18 protein-coding genes are annotated in these 18,312 nt (G+C 65.3%); 10 read left to right on the forward strand and 8 right to left on the reverse strand.

Annotated elements, in window-relative coordinates; all coding sequences use genetic code 11:
- Nucleotides 1–68: 68 nt before the first annotated feature.
- Nucleotides 69–1,817 carry a methyl-accepting chemotaxis protein gene (locus tag ACSQ9E_RS06015; protein ID WP_436217168.1) on the forward strand — a complete coding sequence of 583 codons (1,749 nt, stop codon included), beginning with the start codon at nt 69–71 and terminating at the stop codon, nt 1,815–1,817.
- 183 nt (nt 1,818–2,000) lie between these two features.
- Here ACSQ9E_RS06015 and ACSQ9E_RS06020 read toward each other — a convergent pair whose 3' ends face one another.
- Nucleotides 2,001–2,888: an aldo/keto reductase family oxidoreductase gene (locus ACSQ9E_RS06020; RefSeq protein ID WP_436217169.1), complete on the reverse strand. Its 888-nt coding sequence runs from the start codon at nt 2,886–2,888 to the stop codon at nt 2,001–2,003.
- A 118-nt stretch (nt 2,889–3,006) separates the two neighbouring features.
- On the opposite strand from ACSQ9E_RS06020, the gene ACSQ9E_RS06025 reads away from it, so the two are divergent.
- Complete coding sequence (locus ACSQ9E_RS06025) at nt 3,007–3,930, forward strand: LysR family transcriptional regulator (protein ID WP_436217170.1); 924 nt, start codon at nt 3,007–3,009, stop codon at nt 3,928–3,930.
- 73 nt (nt 3,931–4,003) lie between these two features.
- Nucleotides 4,004–4,315 (forward strand): hypothetical protein, encoded by a 312-nt coding sequence (locus ACSQ9E_RS06030; RefSeq protein ID WP_436217171.1) that lies wholly within the window; start codon nt 4,004–4,006, stop codon nt 4,313–4,315.
- A 15-nt stretch (nt 4,316–4,330) separates the two neighbouring features.
- On the opposite strand, the gene ACSQ9E_RS06035 is transcribed toward ACSQ9E_RS06030, so the two are convergent.
- Nucleotides 4,331–5,554, reverse strand: coding sequence for a GNAT family N-acetyltransferase (locus tag ACSQ9E_RS06035; protein ID WP_436220189.1), 1,224 nt, complete (start codon nt 5,552–5,554; stop codon nt 4,331–4,333).
- A gap of 107 nt (nt 5,555–5,661) precedes the next feature.
- Between ACSQ9E_RS06035 and ACSQ9E_RS06040 the strand changes: the two genes are divergently transcribed.
- Together ACSQ9E_RS06040 and ACSQ9E_RS06045 are read left to right on the forward strand one after the other, a co-directional pair.
- Complete coding sequence (locus tag ACSQ9E_RS06040; protein ID WP_436217172.1) at nt 5,662–7,326, forward strand: NAD+ synthase; 1,665 nt, start codon at nt 5,662–5,664, stop codon at nt 7,324–7,326.
- A 71-nt stretch (nt 7,327–7,397) separates the two neighbouring features.
- Nucleotides 7,398–7,736, forward strand: a complete 339-nt coding sequence (locus ACSQ9E_RS06045) for a P-II family nitrogen regulator (RefSeq protein WP_015013651.1) — start codon at nt 7,398–7,400, stop codon at nt 7,734–7,736.
- 66 nt (nt 7,737–7,802) lie between these two features.
- On the opposite strand, the gene ACSQ9E_RS06050 is transcribed toward ACSQ9E_RS06045, so the two are convergent.
- The 6 genes from ACSQ9E_RS06050 to ACSQ9E_RS06075 form a co-directional block, all read right to left on the reverse strand.
- Nucleotides 7,803–8,396 carry a TIGR00730 family Rossman fold protein gene (locus tag ACSQ9E_RS06050; RefSeq protein ID WP_436217173.1) on the reverse strand — a complete coding sequence of 198 codons (594 nt, stop codon included), beginning with the start codon at nt 8,394–8,396 and terminating at the stop codon, nt 7,803–7,805.
- Nucleotides 8,389–8,793: a diacylglycerol kinase gene (locus ACSQ9E_RS06055; protein WP_427999939.1), complete on the reverse strand. Its 405-nt coding sequence runs from the start codon at nt 8,791–8,793 to the stop codon at nt 8,389–8,391. Before ACSQ9E_RS06055 ends, ACSQ9E_RS06050 begins: the two co-directional genes overlap by 8 nt.
- A 78-nt stretch (nt 8,794–8,871) precedes the next feature.
- Nucleotides 8,872–9,417 carry an RDD family protein gene (locus tag ACSQ9E_RS06060; protein ID WP_436217174.1) on the reverse strand — a complete coding sequence of 182 codons (546 nt, stop codon included), beginning with the start codon at nt 9,415–9,417 and terminating at the stop codon, nt 8,872–8,874.
- 32 nt (nt 9,418–9,449) lie between these two features.
- Nucleotides 9,450–10,349: a DUF3106 domain-containing protein gene (locus ACSQ9E_RS06065; protein ID WP_436217175.1), complete on the reverse strand. Its 900-nt coding sequence runs from the start codon at nt 10,347–10,349 to the stop codon at nt 9,450–9,452.
- A 20-nt stretch (nt 10,350–10,369) separates the two neighbouring features.
- Nucleotides 10,370–10,825 carry a DUF3619 family protein gene (locus ACSQ9E_RS06070; protein WP_436217176.1) on the reverse strand — a complete coding sequence of 152 codons (456 nt, stop codon included), beginning with the start codon at nt 10,823–10,825 and terminating at the stop codon, nt 10,370–10,372.
- Entirely contained in the window at nt 10,822–11,391 is a 570-nt protein-coding gene (locus ACSQ9E_RS06075; RefSeq protein ID WP_057205797.1) for an RNA polymerase sigma factor, read from the reverse strand. The genes ACSQ9E_RS06070 and ACSQ9E_RS06075 overlap by 4 nt, the downstream gene beginning before the upstream one ends.
- Nucleotides 11,392–11,704: 313 nt before the next feature.
- Here ACSQ9E_RS06075 and ACSQ9E_RS06080 point away from each other — a divergent pair, with 313 nt between their 5' ends.
- From ACSQ9E_RS06080 to ACSQ9E_RS06100, 5 genes are all read left to right on the forward strand, one after another.
- On the forward strand, nt 11,705–13,501 hold the full coding sequence (locus ACSQ9E_RS06080; RefSeq protein ID WP_057206217.1) for an acetolactate synthase 3 catalytic subunit: 1,797 nt from the start codon (nt 11,705–11,707) through the stop codon (nt 13,499–13,501).
- A gap of 167 nt (nt 13,502–13,668) precedes the next feature.
- Entirely contained in the window at nt 13,669–14,160 is a 492-nt protein-coding gene (gene ilvN / locus ACSQ9E_RS06085; RefSeq protein ID WP_007857867.1) for an acetolactate synthase small subunit, read from the forward strand.
- Nucleotides 14,161–14,320: 160 nt separating this feature from the next.
- The gene (gene ilvC / locus ACSQ9E_RS06090) at nt 14,321–15,337 is read left to right on the forward strand and encodes a ketol-acid reductoisomerase (protein WP_057205799.1); all 1,017 of its coding nucleotides are present in this window, start codon (nt 14,321–14,323) and stop codon (nt 15,335–15,337) included.
- Nucleotides 15,338–15,613: 276 nt separating this feature from the next.
- Complete coding sequence (gene pssA / locus ACSQ9E_RS06095; RefSeq protein ID WP_436217177.1) at nt 15,614–16,447, forward strand: CDP-diacylglycerol--serine O-phosphatidyltransferase; 834 nt, start codon at nt 15,614–15,616, stop codon at nt 16,445–16,447.
- 216 nt (nt 16,448–16,663) lie between these two features.
- Entirely contained in the window at nt 16,664–18,202 is a 1,539-nt protein-coding gene (locus ACSQ9E_RS06100) for a 2-isopropylmalate synthase (RefSeq protein WP_057205802.1), read from the forward strand.
- Nucleotides 18,203–18,312 lie beyond the last annotated feature (110 nt).

The following is an 18,312-nucleotide window of genomic DNA, read 5'->3' on the forward strand; positions in this document are numbered from 1 at the left end:
AACGAGGTGTGTGCTGGCCTGGATCTTGCGATTCTGTGTTTACAGATCGTTACTTCAGGAGACTGGCCATGAATCGGTTCAAGATTTCCACCCGCCTGGCGGGGCTTCTGGCTGTGTTGTGCTGCCTTGTGCTGCTGGTCGGCGGTGCCGGTCTGCTGGGCATGGGGCAGTCCAACGCCGGGCTCAAATCGGTGTATGACGACCGGGTGGTGCCCCTCAAGCAGATCAAGATCGTGGCCGACATGTACGCGGTCAACGTGGTCGATGCAGCGCACAAGGTGCGCGACGGCGGCATGACCGCCGCGCAGGGCCTGCAGTCGGTGGCCGATGCGCGCAAGGCCATCGACACCAACTGGAGCGCCTACCTGGCGACGAAGCTGGCGCCCGAGGAAAAGATCCTGGTGGACCGCTTCAAGCCCTTGCAGGCCAAGGCGGATGCCGCCACCGAGGCCCTGGCGGGTCTGTTCCGTGCGGGCGACATACCCGCCCTCACCACCTTTGCCGCCAAGGACCTGTACCCGGCGATGGACCCGCTGCAGGAGGTGCTGGGCCTGCTCATGCAGGTGCAGCTCGACCAGGCCAAGATGGAGTACGACCGTGCCGCAGCCAGCTACCAGACCATCCGCGCCCTGGCCGTGGGCGCCGTGGTGCTGGGCGTGCTGCTGGCGGTGCTGGTGGGCGGCTCGATGATCCGCCAGATCTCGCGTTCGCTGGGCAATGCGGTGGACATCACCGATGCCGTGTCCCGCGGCGATCTCACGGTGGCCATCCCGGTACAGGGGCGTGATGAGATCGCGCGCCTGCTCACCGGCCTGACCGCCATGCGTGACAACCTGGCCCAGGTGGTATCGGGGGTGCGTGGCAATGCGCAGGGCGTGGCCTCGGCCAGCGCCGAAATCGCCTCGGGCAACCACGATCTGTCCATCCGCACCGAGGAGCAGGCCAGTGCTCTGCAGCAAACGGCCGCCTCCATGGAGGAACTGAGCTCCACCGTGCGGCAGAACGCCGACAACGCGCGCCAGGCCAACCAGTTGGCCATGAGCGCCTCCACCGTGGCCGTGCAGGGTGGCGACGTGGTGTCGGAAGTGGTGGCGACCATGAAAGGCATCAACGACAGCAGCAAGAAGATTTCCGACATCATCGGCGTGATCGACGGCATTGCCTTCCAGACCAACATCCTGGCGCTCAATGCGGCCGTGGAAGCCGCCCGTGCGGGCGAGCAGGGCCGGGGCTTTGCCGTGGTGGCCAGCGAGGTGCGCAGCCTGGCCGGGCGCAGCGCAGACGCGGCCAAGGAGATCAAGAGCCTGATCCATGCGAGCGTGGAGCGGGTCGAGCAGGGCACCGCGCTGGTCGACAAGGCGGGCGCCACCATGACCGAGGTGGTGGCCTCGATCCGCCGTGTGACCGACATCATGGGCGAGATCAGCGCTGCCAGCACCGAGCAGAGCCAGGGTGTCTCCCAGGTCGGCGATGCCGTCACGCAGATGGACCAGGTCACGCAGCAGAACGCCGCCCTGGTCGAAGAAATGGCCGCCGCCGCCGGTAGCCTGAGCCACCAGGCCCAGGCTCTGGTGGGCGCGGTAGAGGTGTTCAAGCTGTCGGCAGGTGTGCCAGCGGCCCAGGCCGCCACCGCGCCTCGCCCGCGCCCTTCTCCCCCGGTGTCGCCACCTGCCGCTCGCAAACCGGTCGCCAGCGTGGCGCCGCGCAAGCTTGCGGCACCGGCACCCAGCGTGGCAAAAACCACTGCCAAACCGACTGCACCTGCAGCGGGGGCGACCGCCAAGGCGGCGTCCGATGATGAGTGGGAAAGCTTCTGAGACGGCGTGCAGGTTCTGCGCTTGGCAGGAGCGGCGATTGCACCAAAGTGATGCGTTTTTGGCGCGCGATAGCAAAATGGTTGTGAGATGCCCTTGTTTGGTGCTTTTTGGGTGGCTGGTTGAATCGTTGTGGTGCATTTGATGGGGCTCAAGCCCCATCGTGCTCAAGAATCAACGGCTGATTCAGTGCACTGGTGTGGTGTCCGGCTGTTCCAGGGTGTTCAGCCGTGCCACTGCCTCGGGAGGCAATTGCAGTTGCGCCGCCGCCAGGTTCTGCTCCAGGTGGGCGACGGACGAGGTACCCGGAATCAGCAGAATATTGGGTGAGCGCTGCAGCAGCCAGGCCAGCGCCACCTGCATGGGCGTGGCGCCGAGGTCAGCGGCCACGTCTGACAGCACGCCCGACTGCAGCGGCGTGAAACCGCCTAGCGGGAAGAAGGGCACATAGGCCGTGCCTGCGGCGGCCAGTTGTGTGAGCAGGGCCTCGTCTTCGCGATGGGCCAGGTTGTACATGTTCTGCACGCAGGCAATCGGGGTGATCCTGCGCCCGTCCTGCACCTGGCACGCCGTCACGTTGCTCAGGCCAATGTGGCGTATCAAGCCCTGGCGCTGCAGCTCGGCCAGCGCAGTCAATGGTTCCTCCAGCGAACCCTCGGCCGGGCCGTGCACGCTGAACATGGCACGCAGGTTCACCACGTCCAGCACGTCGAGGCCCAGGTTGCGCAGGTTGTCGTGCACCGCCTGCGTAAGCTCTGCGGCCGAGAACGCGGGCAGCCACGAGGCATCGTCGCCGCGCCGCGCACCCACCTTGGTCACGATGGTCAGGCCGTCCCGGTAGGGGTGCAGCGCCTCCTTGATGATCTGGTTGGTCACGTGCGGGCCGTAGAAGTCGCTGGTGTCGATGTGGTCCACGCCGCTTTCCACGGCAGCGCGCAGCACGGCTACGGCGGCGACGCGGTCCTTGGGCGGGCCGAACACGCCGGGGCCGGCCAGTTGCATGGCGCCGTAGCCCAGGCGCTTCACGTCGCGGTGGCCGAGCCGGAAGCTGCCGGCCTTGTCGATTGCTGTCATGGGAGAGTCCTTTCAATGGAGATGCATCGACTGTAGGCACGCAGCCTGTGTACGATAAGCCGGTTGAGTGCGCACAGGTTGTGCGGCACAGCGAACAATCCATCAAGGGATCCTGTCCATGGCCGAGCAGTTGGGTGATCTGGCCGCCTTTGTCGCCGTGGCACGCGGCGGCGGTTTCCGCGAGGCGGCGCGCCTGGGCGGTGTCGGCGCATCGAGCCTGAGCGAGGCCGTGCGCCGGATCGAAGCACGGCTGGGTGTGCGCCTGCTGCACCGCACCACGCGCAGCGTGACGCCCACCGAGGCCGGGGCGCGCCTGCTCGAACGCCTGGGCCCGGCGCTCGGCGAGGTGGCTGCCGCGCTCGATGTGGTCAATGGCTTTCGCGACCGGCCCGCCGGCACCCTGCGCCTGAACGTGCCCGCCAGCGCCGCACGCCTGGTGCTGCCGGCCATCGTGCCACCGTTCCTCGCAGCCTACCCCGACATCCGTCTGGACGTGGTGGTGGAAGAGGGCTTTGTCGACATCCTCGCCGAGGGCTGCGACGCCGGCATCCGCTACGACGAGCGGCTGGAGCAGGACATGATCGCCCTCCCCATCGGCCCTCGCTGGCAGCGCATGGCCACCGCCGTCTCGCCCGCCTACCTTGCCGCACGCGGCCGGCCCGAACACCCGCGCGAGCTCATGCAGCACGCCTGCCTGCGCGGCCGCTTTGCCAGCGGCACCATGCCCGCCTGGGAGTTCGAGCGCGGTGGCGAAGTGGTCGTCGTGGATCCCTCCGGCCCCTTGATCGTGCGCATCTCGGGCGGTGTGGACTTGGCGGTGGAGGCCGCGCTCGCGGGCTGCGGCATCATCCACATGTTCGAAGGCTGGCTGCAGCCGCACATCGACAGCGGGGCGCTGGTGCCGGTGCTCGAAGACTGGGCGCGGCCTTTTTCAGGGCCGTTTCTCTACTATTCCGGGCGGCGGTACCTGCCGGCGCCGCTGCGGGCGTTTGTGGATTTTGTGCGGGGGCAGGGCGCAGATGGCGCGGTCGCCAACCCGTGAGTGGGCTGGCGATATGTTGACTGGTCAACGCGGATCGTGGATAAACCCTCTCAACGCTGTGACAAGGACAACCATGCAAGCCCAGCTCAACCCGCGCGCCGGCTCTGATTTGCTGCGACGCTACCGCGAGCGCGGACTGTGGGGCGGTTTGGCGCTTGGCGCGATAGGCGGGGCCATGGTCTGCGGCCCGCATGTCCATGACTGGTCGCTCACTGCTTCAGGTGCTGTGATGTTTGGTCTCAGTACGGGGCTCGGATTGCTGGGCTGGTTTTTCGGGTCTTTGGCGGTGGGCTCGGTCGCAGGTGTGGGAGCGCACGATGCCGCCGAACCGGACGGGCATGCCGATGGTGCGCACCATGCTGACCCGGGCAGCGACGCCAATTGATATCCGCCAGATACCTCACCCCTGCCTGAACGGACTGCGCCCCTGCAGTTCCTCCAGATAGCCTTCCACCCCCTGGCCTTCACGTTCAAGAAAGCGCTCCACCGCTTCGGCAAAGGCCGGGTGCGCAATCCAGTGGGCACTGCTGGCCTGCACGGGCAGCAGGGCGCGGGCCATCTTGTGCTCGCCCTGGGCGCCGCCCTCGAAGCGCTGGGCGCCGTGTTCAATGCACCACTGCAGCGGCTGGTAATAGCAGGCCTCGAAGTGCAGGCAGTCCACACGCTCGAGCGCACCCCAGTAGCGGCCATAGGCCACGAGCCCCTCCGTGCCGTAGTCACCCAGCGCGATCAGGCTGCTGGCGATCGGGTGGCCATCCTTCTCCGCGATGAACAGCAGCCAGGCCTCGGGCATGGTCTGCGCCATGCGGGCGAAGAAGTCGCGCGTGAGGTAGGGCGGGTTGCCGTGCTCCAGGTAAGTGCGCTCGTAGCAGCGGTAGAAGAAGTCCCAGTCCGCGGGGCTGATGTCGGCGCCGCGTGACCAGCGGAATGTGACGCCCGCCTCGGCCACCCGTCTGCGCTCTTGGCGGATCTTCTTGCGCTTGTCCTGGGCCAGGCTGGCGAGAAAGTCGTCGAAGCTGGCGTAGCGGGTCGGTGGCGGGTTGTTGCCATCCAGGGATGCGGGTGACGCGGTTGCCGTCGGCGATTCATTCTTCCAATGGAACTGGACCGTGTGGCGCAGCATCAGGCCTTCGTCGGCGCTGGTCTTGATGTCGTCACTGCTGGCGAACAGCACATGCACCGACGACACGCCCTGGCTCTCGCACCACTGGCAGACGGCCTGCACGAGCAGGGCGCGGCTCTCTTCGTCGCGCGCCATCAGGCGGGTGCCGGGCACGGGGGTGAAGGGCACGGCGATGGTGGCCTTGGGGTAGTAGGGCACGCCGTGCTGTTCGTAGGCGCTGGCCCAGGCCCAGTCGAAGACGTATTCGCCGTACGAGTGGCTTTTGAGGTACAGCGGGCAGGCGGCCAGCAGTGTGTCCTCGCCGCCCCACAGCGTCATGAAGCGCGGCGTCCAGCCGCGTTGGGGCGTGGCGCTGCCGCTATCGTGCAGCGCCGTGAGGTATTCGTGGCGCAAAAAGGGCGTGGGGTGGCTCTGCAAAGCCAGCAGGCCGTTCCAGGCATTGGCGTCCACCTCCTGCGGGGAGGCCAGCACGCGGGCGATAATGTGCAATTGCTCAGCCATGTGTGCCCAGCGGCCTGCATTGCACTGCCAGATGGCGGTCTGCGGCGGGTTGCGGGCCTGCATTGGCGGTTGTCTTCAACCTGGCCCCAAGGGCCTTCTCCAGTTCCATGACGCTCTCCATTTGCACAGCGCAGCTCAATTTTGTGGTGGGCGACATGCCCGGCAATGCACTAAAGATCATTGCCGCAGCGCGGGACGCCCATGCCCAGGGTGCGCAGTTGCTGCTCACGCCCGAATTGGCGATCTGCGGCTACGCGGCGGAGGACCTGTTCCTGCGCCCGGCCTTCATCGCCGCCTGCGATGATGCCGTGAAAACCGTGGCCCGTGAGACTGCGGGGTTGAAAGGCCTGGCCATCGTGCTCGGGCATCCGCAAGCCGTGCGTGCCGATGCCCCGGCTTTCAGTGCCTGTTTCAACGCCGCCAGCGTGCTGCGCGATGGCGTGGTGGAGCAGACCTATGCCAAGCGCGAGCTGCCCAACTACCAGGTGTTCGACGAGCGGCGCTACTTCGTTGCAGGCCAGGCGCCCTGCGTGTTCGAGGTGGCTGGCGTGCGTGTGGGCCTGCTGGTCTGTGAGGACGCCTGGTTCGCCGCGCCCGCGCGTGACGCGGCTGCTGCCGGTGCGCAGCTGCTGGCGGTGATCAATGCCTCGCCCTTCCACCTGGGCAAGAGCGCCGAGCGCGAGGACACCATGCGCGAGCGCGTGCGCGAGACGGGGCTGCCCCTGGTCTACGCCCATTTGGTAGGCGGGCAGGACGAGGTGGTGTTCGAGGGCCGGTCCTTCGCCCTGGGTGCCGATGGCGCTGTGGTTGCGCGTGCGCCGGGCTTCGCGGAAGCGCTGTTCACCGTGCAGGTGGAGGCTGGCAACGGCACCACGCCGCCGGCATTCCAAGGCGACATCGCCCCGCTGCGCAGTGCAGAGGCCGACCTGTGGGACGCGCTGGTGATGGGCGTGCGCGACTATGTGGGCAAGAACCGCTTCCCCAGCGTGCTGCTGGGCCTGTCGGGCGGCATCGACTCGGCCCTGGTGCTGGCGATCGCCGTGGATGCGCTGGGCGCAGACAAGGTGCGTGCGGTGATGATGCCCTCGCCCTACACGGCCGACATCAGCTGGATCGATGCGCGCGACATGGCGGCCCGCATGGGCGTGCGCTATGACGAGATTTCCATCCAACCCCAGTTCGAGGCCTTCAAGGCCGCGCTGGCCAGCGACTTCGCGGGCCTGGCCGAAGATACGACCGAGGAGAACCTGCAGGCGCGCATCCGCGGCACGCTGCTCATGGCGCTGTCCAACAAATTCGGCTCCATCGTGCTGACCACGGGCAACAAGAGCGAAATGTCCACTGGCTACTGCACGCTCTACGGCGACATGGCCGGCGGTTTTGCCGTCATCAAGGACGTGGCCAAGACCACCGTGTTCGCGCTGTGCCGCTGGCGCAATGCCCACGACCCATATGGCACGGGCGCCAGCCCCATCCCCGAGCGCATCATCACCCGCCCGCCGAGCGCCGAGCTGCGCCCGGACCAGAAGGACCAGGACAGCCTGCCGCCCTACGACGTGCTGGACGCCATCGTCTCGCGCTACATGGAGAACGACGAGCCCATCGAGTCCATCATCGCCGCCGGCTTTGCGCGCGCCGACGTGGAGCGCGTGACCCGGCTCATCAAGATCAACGAATACAAGCGCCAGCAGGCGCCCGTAGGGATTCGCGTCACGCGCCGCAGCTTCGGCAAGGATTGGCGTTACCCTATCACCAACAGCTTTCGCGCTTGATGCAGTTCTGATGGCCTGAGCCCAGGCCACGAGCAGCCCGTTCCCTTTTTTTCATCTCCAGGAGACCCGCCATGAAAATGATCACCGCCGTCATCAAGCCTTTCAAGCTCGAAGAAGTCCGAGAAGCCCTGGCCGAATGCGGCGTGACGGGCCTGACCGTCACCGAGGTCAAGGGCTTCGGCCGCCAGAAGGGCCACACCGAGCTGTACCGCGGTGCCGAGTACGTGGTGGACTTTCTGCCCAAGGTGAAGGTCGAGGTCGTCGTCAAGAGCGAGGACGTGGACCGCTGCGTGGACGCCATCGTCAACGTCGCGCGCACCGGCAAGATCGGTGACGGCAAAATCTTTGTGACCGCTGTGGAGCGCACGGTACGCATCCGCACCGGCGACCTGGACGACGCTGCGGTGTGATGCCGATTTGCGGGCCGTGCACCGCCCGCAAATCGGCTGGCCACGCGCAATGCGCGGCCGCATGGCTTAGATCACTGATCGCAGCGGAATCTGGCGAGCGTTGTTGCCGGCCTGTTCCACCAAGGTCTGCAGCAGGGTGGGGGTGTCGCTGGCGGCGTGCAGCAGCCCCATCTGCCATTCGCCCATGAAGCCGCTGGCCACGCTGTGGTTCAAAAAGGCCAGCAGGCCGTCGTAGTAGCCGGCCACGTTGAGCAGGCCCAAGGGCTTGTCGTGGTAGCCGAGCTGGCGCCAGGTCCAGACCTCGAACAGCTCCTCGAAGGTGCCGATGCCGCCGGGCATGGCGATGAAGGCATCGCTGCGCTCGGCCATCATGGCCTTGCGCTCGTGCATGGTCTGCACGATGTGCAATTCGTCGCACTGGCGGTTGGCCAGTTCCTTGTCCACCAGCGCCTGGGGAATGACGCCCACCACGCGGCCACCGGCCTGGCGCGTGGCCTCCGCCACCGTGCCCATGAGGCCGCTGCGCCCGCCGCCATAGACCAGTTGCCCGCCATGCGCGCCGATCCATGTGCCCACGGCCGTGGCCGCTTCGGCATAGGCTTCGTTCTCGCCGGGGCGCGAACCGCAGTACACGCAGATGGAAAAAGCCGGTTCAGCCATGCGCGATCCTTTGAAAAATGGCCCCTGCCCAGATGCCCGCGCACAGCAGCAGCGCCAGCAGCACGGCGGCACTGCCCATGTCCTTGGCGCGCTTGGACAGGTCGTGCCATTCTGGCCCGATGCGGTCGATGGCGGTCTCGATGCCGGTGTTGAGCAGCTCGACGATCATCACGATCACCACCGAGCCGGCCAAGAGGGCCACTTCCACCCAGCTGCGCCCCAGCCACAGCGAAGCCGGCAACAGCACGATGGCGGCGACGGCCTCTTGGCGAAAGGCCTTTTCACCCCAGCCGGCGCGCAGGCCTTCGAACGAGTAACCGGCCGCATGCCAGATGCGGTTCAGGCCCGTGCGGGCTTTCTGGGGATTGGCGGGGGCGGTGGGCTGGGGTGTGGACATAAGGAAAAACCGGGATTCTCGCGCAGTGTTATGACGGTGGGCTTAAGAACCTGCTCAAAGAAGCCCGCACCGAGGTGCTTACTTCTTGCTGTGCTCGAAATGCACCAGCCGGGTGCCGGCCAGTGCATCGTGCCAGAACTGCTGCTGTGGATGGAAGCGCGCCAGAATGGCCCAGACGGCCACCCAGCCGATGACCAGGACCGTGGTTTCGCCGCCCGAGAGCGCGAAGGGAGACACGGCAGCCAGCGGCGGCAAGAACCACAGCCAGCTGAGCACGTAGCGCAGCAGGGCGCGCGGCTGGCTGATGGGGCGGCCGGCACGGTCCACCACGCGGATGTTCCAGGTCTTCATGGCCAGGGTCTGGCCCTTGGCCCAGAACCAGGTGAAGTAGATGCCGAACACCACGAACAGAAAGGCCTGCAGCGCATGGCGGTTGTCCATGGCATTGCGGGTCTGGCTCAAGGTGCCGAACAGGTAGCCGGCGATGAAGACCACGCCGAACATCAGCATGCCCTCGTACAGCCAGCAGGCCATGCGGCGCATGAGGCTGGGGGTGGTGGCGGGTGCCGTGGCCTGGGGGGCGATGTCTGCCTGCGGCGTGCTGGGGGTGGGGGAGGCGGGCATTCCGGGCTGCGCGATCGGCACGGCTGACGCCGTCAGTTGTTGGGGTACAGGCCGGAATTGTCGGCGCTGGGCGGTGCTGCGGGCGCTGCCGGGTCGGAGCCCGCGGGCGCCAGAGGTGGCAGCGCGGCCGGCACGGCGGTGGGCACGACCACGGGGGCTGTTTCCACCACCACGGGGCTGGCGGGGCCAGAGGCCGAGGCCTCCGAAGCGGGCATTGCGGCGGGGACCGGCATGGCCAGGCGCGGGCCATGGTCGGTCACCGGCGGGATCTTGGGCGCATTGGGGCGCAGGGGGTTGGCCTGCGTGGCGGCGGGCACCTGCACCAGTTTGCGTGGGGATACCGGGTGCAGCGCGGTCGCTGCGCCCCGGGGCTTGGGTGGGGCCGTGGCGGCCAGCAGGTCGCGCTCCTCGGCGGTCAGGGCCTGGTAGGCCTCCCACTGGGCGAGCTTGTTGTCCCCGGCCAGGCGGTTGGTGCTGGCGTAGTTCAGGCGGGCCTGGCTGCGCTGCTGCGCGCTCAGGCTGGCCCATTCGGTCATGCGGCTGTGCAGCTTGGCCTGCTCCTCTTCGGGCAGCTCGGGGAAATTTACCGCCAACGCCAGCCAGCGGCGCTTTTGCACCTCGCTGATCAGCGACCAGCGTTCGGCCAAGGGGTAGAGCGCAAGCTTTTGCCGGGTGTTCAGTGTTTCCCAGCCCGGGCCTGCAGACACTTCGGCCAGGCCTTCGGAGGGCAGGGCGGTGGCTCCGCCTGCGGGGCGCAGGGCCGTCGCCGCTGCAGGGGTGGGGCGTGTGGCGGCCGAGGGCAGCAAGGTAGCGGGTGCCATGCCCACCTGCTGCACGACCGTCACGGCGAAGGCGGTCAGCGCGCCCAGAAGCGCCAAAGCCAGCACGATGGCTGGCAGTGGTGGGGGGGTGTCGGGAAGTCCTTTATGCATGCATCGGGCAGTGGGCCAAATCAGTGATTCTGCGCTGCCGTCTTGAGGAACTGGACAAATCCCGGGTCGGAGTAGGCTTCTGGAGGCAGCTCGTCGGTCAGCAGGGCGGCATCCACCTCGGCGATCTCGTTGGCGCCAAACTCGTCCTGCACCGTGCTGATGAAGAACAGGCCCACCACCAATGCGATCAGCGGCACGGCGGACACCAGGGCGTTCCACCAGCTGTTGCCCTCGCTGCCACCGCCGCCGAGGGCGGCCGAGGCGCCGCCGGCCAGCACCACCGGAGCGGCTGCCCTGGCGGGTGCGCGCACGGGGGCCAGCACCTTGCGCCGGGCCAGTGCCTGCATGCGCGATGCGCGCAGGCGCTCCGAGATGTCATAGGGCAGATCCTGCGAGCCATCCGTCAGCCGCGCCGATACGCGGCGGGCAAAACGTTCTGCTGCAGCTTCCTGGGAGAGTGTCGGGGTGGTGTTCACAGTTCTATTCCTTTGGCTTTCAGTGCCTTGCTCAGGGTTTGTATGGCACGAAAACAGTGCGTTTTCACACTGCCTTCCGAACAACCCATGGCGGCTGCCGTTTCTGATACATCCATTTCTTCCCAGTAACGCATGAGGAAGGCTTCCCGTTGACGTGCTGGCAATTCTTCTATCTCGGCCTCTATCTGGTGGAAGGTCTGGGCCCTTCGGGTCAGGTCTTCGGCACTTTCGGCCTTGTCTCCGTCGTCGGGGCCGGAGTACGCCTCCAGCAGATCAAAATCCATGCCATCTTCGCCGGGCCCTTCGAAGTCGCTCATGCTCGAAAACAGTGCATTGCGTGTCTTCTGGCGCCGAAACCAGTCCAGGGTGCAGTTGGAGAGGATGCGCTGAAAGAGCATGGGCAGCTCGGCCGCCGGCTTGTCCCCATAGTGTTCGGCCAGCTTGAGCATGCTGTCCTGCACGATGTCCAGGGCCGCTTCCTCATTGCGGACGTGGTAGACCGAGCGCTTGAAGGCACGCTTTTCTACGCTTTTGAGGAAATCGGAGAGTTCTTGTTCGGTTGCCAAGACGGGTCAGCCCGGGAATGGGATGCTGCAGGGTATGCGCCAGTGCGGCGCCCCAACAACAGGTGCAGAGCCCCTCCTGAGAGGAGCCCAGCCGCCGATTATCGCATCCTCTGGTGTTTTTTTAGACGCAGCATGCATTTGCACGTGTTGCAGTGCGATAATCGCGGCTGCAATTCAAAAGGCAAACGGGTCACGGTCCGGCGCGGCAATCATCCCGCCCATGTCCTTGGCCTCAAGTTCCAAGCTGGCTCCACAAGAGTCCATGCAAGGGGCACCCAAGGTTTTTCGTCAGAGAAATTCACAAAGGTTGATCATGGAAATCTCCAAGGCCGAGCTCACTTCGGCAGCCGCTGCTTCGCAGGGCAACAACACCCCCTCCGCTTCCGGCTCTCAGGACCTCATGGGTGCCGAGATCCTCATCAAGTCGCTCCAGGCAGAGAACGTCCAGTTCATCTGGGGCTACCCCGGCGGCGCGGTTCTGTACATCTACGACGCGCTGTACAAGCAGGACACCATCCAGCACGTGCTGGTGCGCCACGAGCAGGCGGCTGTGCACGCCGCCGACGGCTATGCCCGCGCCACGGGTGAAGTCGGCGTCGCCCTCGTCACCTCGGGCCCCGGCCTGACCAATGCCGTCACCGGCATCGCCACGGCGTACATGGATTCGATCCCCATGGTGATCATCTCCGGCCAGGTGCCCACGCCCGCCATCGGGCTCGACGCCTTCCAGGAATGCGACACCGTCGGCATCACGCGCCCCATCGTCAAGCACAACTTCCTGGTCAAGGACCCGCGCGACCTGGCCATCACGCTCAAGAAGGCCTTCCACATCGCCCGCACCGGCCGCCCGGGCCCTGTGGTGGTCGATATCCCGAAGGACGTGTCCTTCAAGAAGGCGGCCTACACCGGCTACCCGCAGAGCGTGGAAATGCGCTCGTACAACCCCGTGCGCAAGGGCCACAGCGGCCAGATCCGCAAGGCGCTGCAGCTGCTGCTGGCCGCCAAGCGCCCCTATATCTACACCGGCGGCGGCGTGCTGCTGGGCAATGCCACCAACGAGCTGCGCACGCTGGTGGACATGCTGGGCTACCCGGTCACCAACACGCTGATGGGCCTCGGAGCCTACCCCGCGTCGGACCGCAAGTTCCTGGGCATGCTGGGCATGCACGGCACCATCGAAGCCAACAACGCGATGCAGAACTGCGACGTGCTGCTGGCCGTGGGCGCGCGCTTCGACGACCGCGTGATCGGCAACCCCAAGCACTTCGCGCAGAACGACCGCAAGATCATCCACGTCGACATCGACCCGTCGAGCATCTCCAAGCGCGTGAAGGTCGACATCCCGATCGTCGGCGACGTGAAGGACGTGCTCACCGAGCTGATCTCCATGGTCCGCGAGAGCAGCACCCGCCCCGACGCCGGTGCCCTGGCCGCCTGGTGGGACACCATCGAAGGCTGGCGCAAGCGCGACTGCCTGAAGTACAGCATGGGCAGTCCCGACGTCATCAAGCCCCAGTACGTGGTGGAAACGCTGTGGAACATGACCAAGGACGTGGACACCTACATCACGTCCGACGTGGGCCAGCACCAGATGTGGGCAGCCCAGTACTACCGCTTCGACGAGCCGCGCCGCTGGATCAATTCCGGCGGCCTGGGCACCATGGGCGTGGGCATTCCCTACGCCATGGGCATCAAGCTGGCCAAGCCGCAAGCCGAGGTGTTCTGCATCACCGGCGAAGGCTCGGTGCAGATGAACATCCAGGAGCTGTCGACCTGCCTGCAGTACAACACGCCGATCAAGATCTGCTCGTTGAACAACCGCTACCTGGGCATGGTGCGCCAGTGGCAGGAAATCGAATACTCCGGCCGCTACAGCCACAGCTACATGGACGCGCTGCCCAACTTCGTGAAGCTGGCCGAGGCCTATGGCCACGTCGGCATGCTGATCGAGCACCCCAAGGACGTCGAGCCTGCGCTGCGCGAAGCACGCAAGCTCAAGGACCGCACGGTGTTCATGGACTTCCGTACCGACCCCACCGAGAACGTGTTCCCGATGGTGCAGGCCGGCAAGGGCATCACCGAAATGCTGCTGGGCTCCGAAGACCTGTAAACACAGGCCTTCGGCTCCCGCTGCGGCCTGCAGCAACGGCCATGTTGTTGCCGCAGGCCAATCTCCTGCTATCAGTCCGATAGCTTCACTTCGACGAATCTATTGCCTGCCGAGCCTGCGCATTACCGTGCGCAGGGGAGGGCAGCGAAAAGAGGAATGTCTTCACCATGAAACACATCATTGCCGTTTTGCTGGAGAACGAACCCGGTGCGCTGTCGCGCGTCGTGGGCCTGTTCTCTGCCCGTGGCTACAACATCGAATCGCTCACCGTGGCGCCCACCGAGGATCCATCGCTCTCGCGCATGACGATCCAGACCACGGGCTCCGACGACGTGATCGAACAGATCACCAAGCACCTGAACCGCCTCATCGAAGTGGTCAAGGTGGTCGACCTCACCGAGGGTGCCTACACCGAGCGCGAGCTCATGATGGTGAAGGTGCGCGCCGTGGGCAAGGAGCGCGAAGAGATGAAGCGCATGGCCGATATCTTCCGCGGCCGCATCATCGACGTGACCGAAAAGAGCTACACCATCGAGCTCACCGGTGACCAGTCCAAGAACGACGCCTTCCTGCAGGCCATCGACCGCACCGCCATCCTGGAAACCGTGCGAACCGGCGCCAGCGGCATCGGCCGCGGCGAGCGAATCCTGCGCGTGTAACGGATTTGCCTTCGACCGGCTAGCGTCGTTGGGCAGCCTTGCCGTGCCAAAGCACTGTCTGCGGCTCCCCGCCTAGCCATCCGGTCGAATCCAAATCCGATGTAAGACAATCGACTGTTTATTTTTCAACCCAAACAACGTATTTCAACCGGAGCGACCCATGAAAGTTTTCTACGACAAAGACTGTGACCTGAGCCTGATCAAGGGCAAGACCGTTGCCATCATCGGCTACGGCTCGCAGGGCCACGCCCACGCACAGAACCTGAACGACAGCGGCGTGAAGGTCGTGGTCGGCCTGCGCAAGGGCGGCGCCTCGTGGGACAAGGTCGGCAAGGCCGGCCTGAACGTGATGGAAGTCAACGACGCGGTCAAGGCCGCCGACGTGGTCATGATCCTGCTGCCCGACGAGCAGATCGGCGAGGTCTACACCAACAATGTGGCCCCCAACATCAAGCAAGGCGCTTCGCTGGCGTTTGCCCACGGCTTCAACGTGCACTACAACCAGGTCGTGCCCCGCGCCGACCTCGATGTGTGGATGGTCGCCCCCAAGGCCCCTGGCCACACCGTGCGCAACACCTACACCCAGGGCGGCGGCGTGCCCCACCTGGTGGCCGTGCACCAGGACAAGTCCGGCAAGGCCCGTGACCTGGCCTTGTCGTACGCCATGGCCAATGGTGGCGGCAAGGCCGGCATCATCGAGACCAACTTCAAGGAAGAAACCGAGACCGACCTGTTCGGCGAACAGGCCGTGCTGTGCGGCGGTGCCGTCGAGTTGATCAAGATGGGTTACGAAACCCTGGTCGAAGCCGGCTACGCCCCTGAAATGGCCTACTTCGAATGCCTGCACGAGCTCAAGCTCATCGTGGACCTGATCTACGAAGGCGGCATTGCCAACATGAACTACTCGATCTCGAACAACGCCGAGTACGGCGAGTACGTGACCGGCCCTGAAGTCATCAACGAGCAGTCGCGCCTTGCCATGCGCAATGCCTTGAAGCGGATCCAGAGCGGCGAGTACGCCAAGATGTTCATCCAGGAAGGCCGCCTGAACTACCCGAGCATGACCGCCCGCCGCCGCAACACCGCCGATCACAGCATCGAAGTGGTGGGCGGCAAGCTGCGCGCCATGATGCCCTGGATTGCCAAGAACAAGCTGGTCGACCAGACCCGCAACTGATCTCGCGATCCACTGCGCCCTGCGTACACGATCCCAAAGGCCACTTCGGTGGCCTTTTTCGTTGCCGGGTGGGGCTGGGCATGTTGCCTGCGGCGGGCCGCATGGCCTTGCGTAATCAATTGTTAACAGGTACATGGCCCGGGTGCCTGCCGGTGCAGCTACACTGCGCCTTCGGTTCTCTCGGAGGGGGTGCCATGCGCCGTGCGGCGCAGGTGCCGAATACTATAAATTGGGTAGCTGTTCACGCCGGCCGGTCTGGCGATGGAGATTTTTTCGATGCATGACGGCAAGGATTCCGCCGACGGTTCTGGTGTGATGGTGCGCAAGCGGCGCAAGGGCATCTACATCCTGCCCAACCTGTTCACGCTGGCGGCGTTGTTCGGGGGCTTCTATTCCGTCGTGATGGCCATGAACGGGCGCTTCGACCTGGCGGCCGTGGGCGTGTTCTGCGCCATGGTGCTCGATAGCCTGGATGGGCGCGTGGCCCGCATGACCAACACGCAAAGCGCCTTCGGTGAGCAGATGGATTCGCTGTCGGACATGGTGTCCTTTGGCGCCGCACCCGCGCTCATCGCCTACGAATGGTCGCTCAAGGGTCTGGGCCGCTGGGGCTGGATCGCGGCCTTCGTCTACTGCGCCTGCGCCGCGCTGCGCCTGGCACGCTTCAACGTGAACACGGGCGTGGTGGACAAGCGCTACTTCCAGGGCCTGCCGTCGCCTGCAGCCGCTGCGCTGGTGGCTGGCTTCATCTGGCTCATGACCGAGCTCGGGGTGCAACGCGGCATGGACACCTGGCTCACCTGGAACCAGGTCACCTGGATCATGTTCGCCTTCACGCTGTACGCCGGCCTCACCATGGTGACCAACGTGCCGTTCTACAGCTTCAAGGACATCCAGATGAAAAAGAGCGTGCCCTTCGTCGTGATCGTGCTGATCGCGCTGGGCATCGCCGTCATCAACATCTCGCCGCCCATCATGCTGTTCAGCGTGTTCGTGCTGTATGGCCTGAGCGGCTACGGCGTGTACGCCTGGCGCAAGGCCAAGGGGCAGCACAGCAGCGTGATCAGCACCTCCACCGACGAACCCGACGAGCGCGGCCTGCACAAATGACGGCAGCGCGCCGCATTGGCTGCACTTGTGCTACATTGCACGGCATGAACACGTTGGCCATTGCAATCCTACTGCTAGCTCCCCACGGGCGGAGACGGTAGGCGCACGCGCACACGTTTTCCACAAAGGCCCGTATGCACCCGCAACGGGCCTTTTGCTTTGGGCGCCAGAATTCAGCGTTGCGGACCACCCCACCATCAATACCAGGAGAACCCCATGGCCGACAAACTCATCATTTTCGACACCACCTTGCGCGACGGCGAGCAATCGCCCGGCGCCTCCATGACCAAGGACGAAAAGCTGCGCATCGCACGCCAGCTCGAGCGCCTGAAGGTGGACGTGATCGAAGCGGGTTTTGCGGCCAGCTCCAACGGCGACTTCGAGGCCGTGCAGGCCATTGCCCACGCCATCAAGGACTCGACCATCTGCTCGCTCTCGCGCGCCAACGACCGCGACATCTCGCGCGCGGCCGAAGCGCTCAAGGGTGCCAACAGCGCTCGCATCCACACCTTCATCGCCACCTCGGCGCTGCACATGGAAAAGAAGCTGCGCATGACGCCCGAGCAGGTGCTCGAGCAGGCGCGCCAGTCGGTGCGCTTTGCCCGCAACCTGGTGGCCGACATCGAGTTCAGCCCTGAAGACGGCTACCGCAGCGACCCGGACTTCCTGTGCCGCGTGCTCGAAGCGGTGATCGCCGAGGGTGCCACCACCATCAACGTGCCCGACACCGTGGGCTACGCCATCCCCGAGCTGTACGGCAACTTCATCAAGACGCTGCGCGAGCGCATTCCCAACAGCGACAAGGCCATCTGGTCCGTGCACTGCCACAACGACCTGGGGATGGCCGTGGCCAACTCCCTGGCCGGCGTGAAGATCGGCGGCGCCCGCCAGGTCGAGTGCACCATCAACGGCCTGGGTGAGCGCGCCGGCAACTGCTCGCTCGAAGAAGTCGTCATGGCCATCAAGACGCGCCGCGACTACTTCGACCTGGACCTGAACATCGACGCCAAGCACATCGTGGCCGCCAGCCGCATGGTCAGCCAGACCACCGGCTTCGTGGTGCAGCCCAACAAGGCTGTGGTCGGCGCCAACGCCTTCGCCCACGCCAGTGGCATCCACCAGGACGGCGTGCTCAAGGCGCGCGATACCTACGAGATCATGCGCGCCGAAGACGTGGGCTGGAGCGCCAACAAGATCGTGCTGGGCAAGCTCAGCGGCCGCAACGCCTTCAAGCAGCGCCTGCAGGAGCTGGGCGTGAGCCTGGAGAGCGAGACCGAGGTCAACAGCGCCTTCACCCGCTTCAAGGAGCTGGCCGACCGCAAGAGCGAGATCTTCGACGAGGACATCCTGGCCCTGGTCAGCGACGAGAGCGTGACCGCCGAGAAGGAGCAGTACGGCTTTGTCTCGCTGTTCCAGCAGAGCGAAACCGGCGAGCACCCCCGTGCGCGCATTGTCTTCACGGTGGACGGCCACGAAGTGCGCGGCGAGTCCGAAGGCAATGGCCCGGTGGATGCATCCTTGAAGGCCATCGAGTCCCACGTCAAGAGCGGTGCCGAGATGGTGTTGTATTCCGTCAACGCCATCAGCGGCTCCACCGAGAGCCAGGGCGAGGTCACCGTGCGCCTGCAGAACAGCGGCCGCGTGGTCAACGGAGTGGGCGCTGACCCCGATATCGTGGTCGCGTCAGCCAAGGCCTACCTCAGCGCGTTGAACAAATTACAAAGTAAAGCTGACCGGGTGGCTGCACAGGGATAAGTGTTGAATTTATAATTCATTCACTTTCTTGGAAAGTCGCGCAAGGTCTTGATCTTGCGCGACTTTTTTTGATTCTGTACACTGGCCCACACTTCTTACCCTTTGGAGCA

Origin of the sequence: Acidovorax sp. LjRoot118 (assembly GCF_964253575.1) — a bacterium.
Lineage (GTDB): Bacteria > Pseudomonadota > Gammaproteobacteria > Burkholderiales > Burkholderiaceae_C > Acidovorax.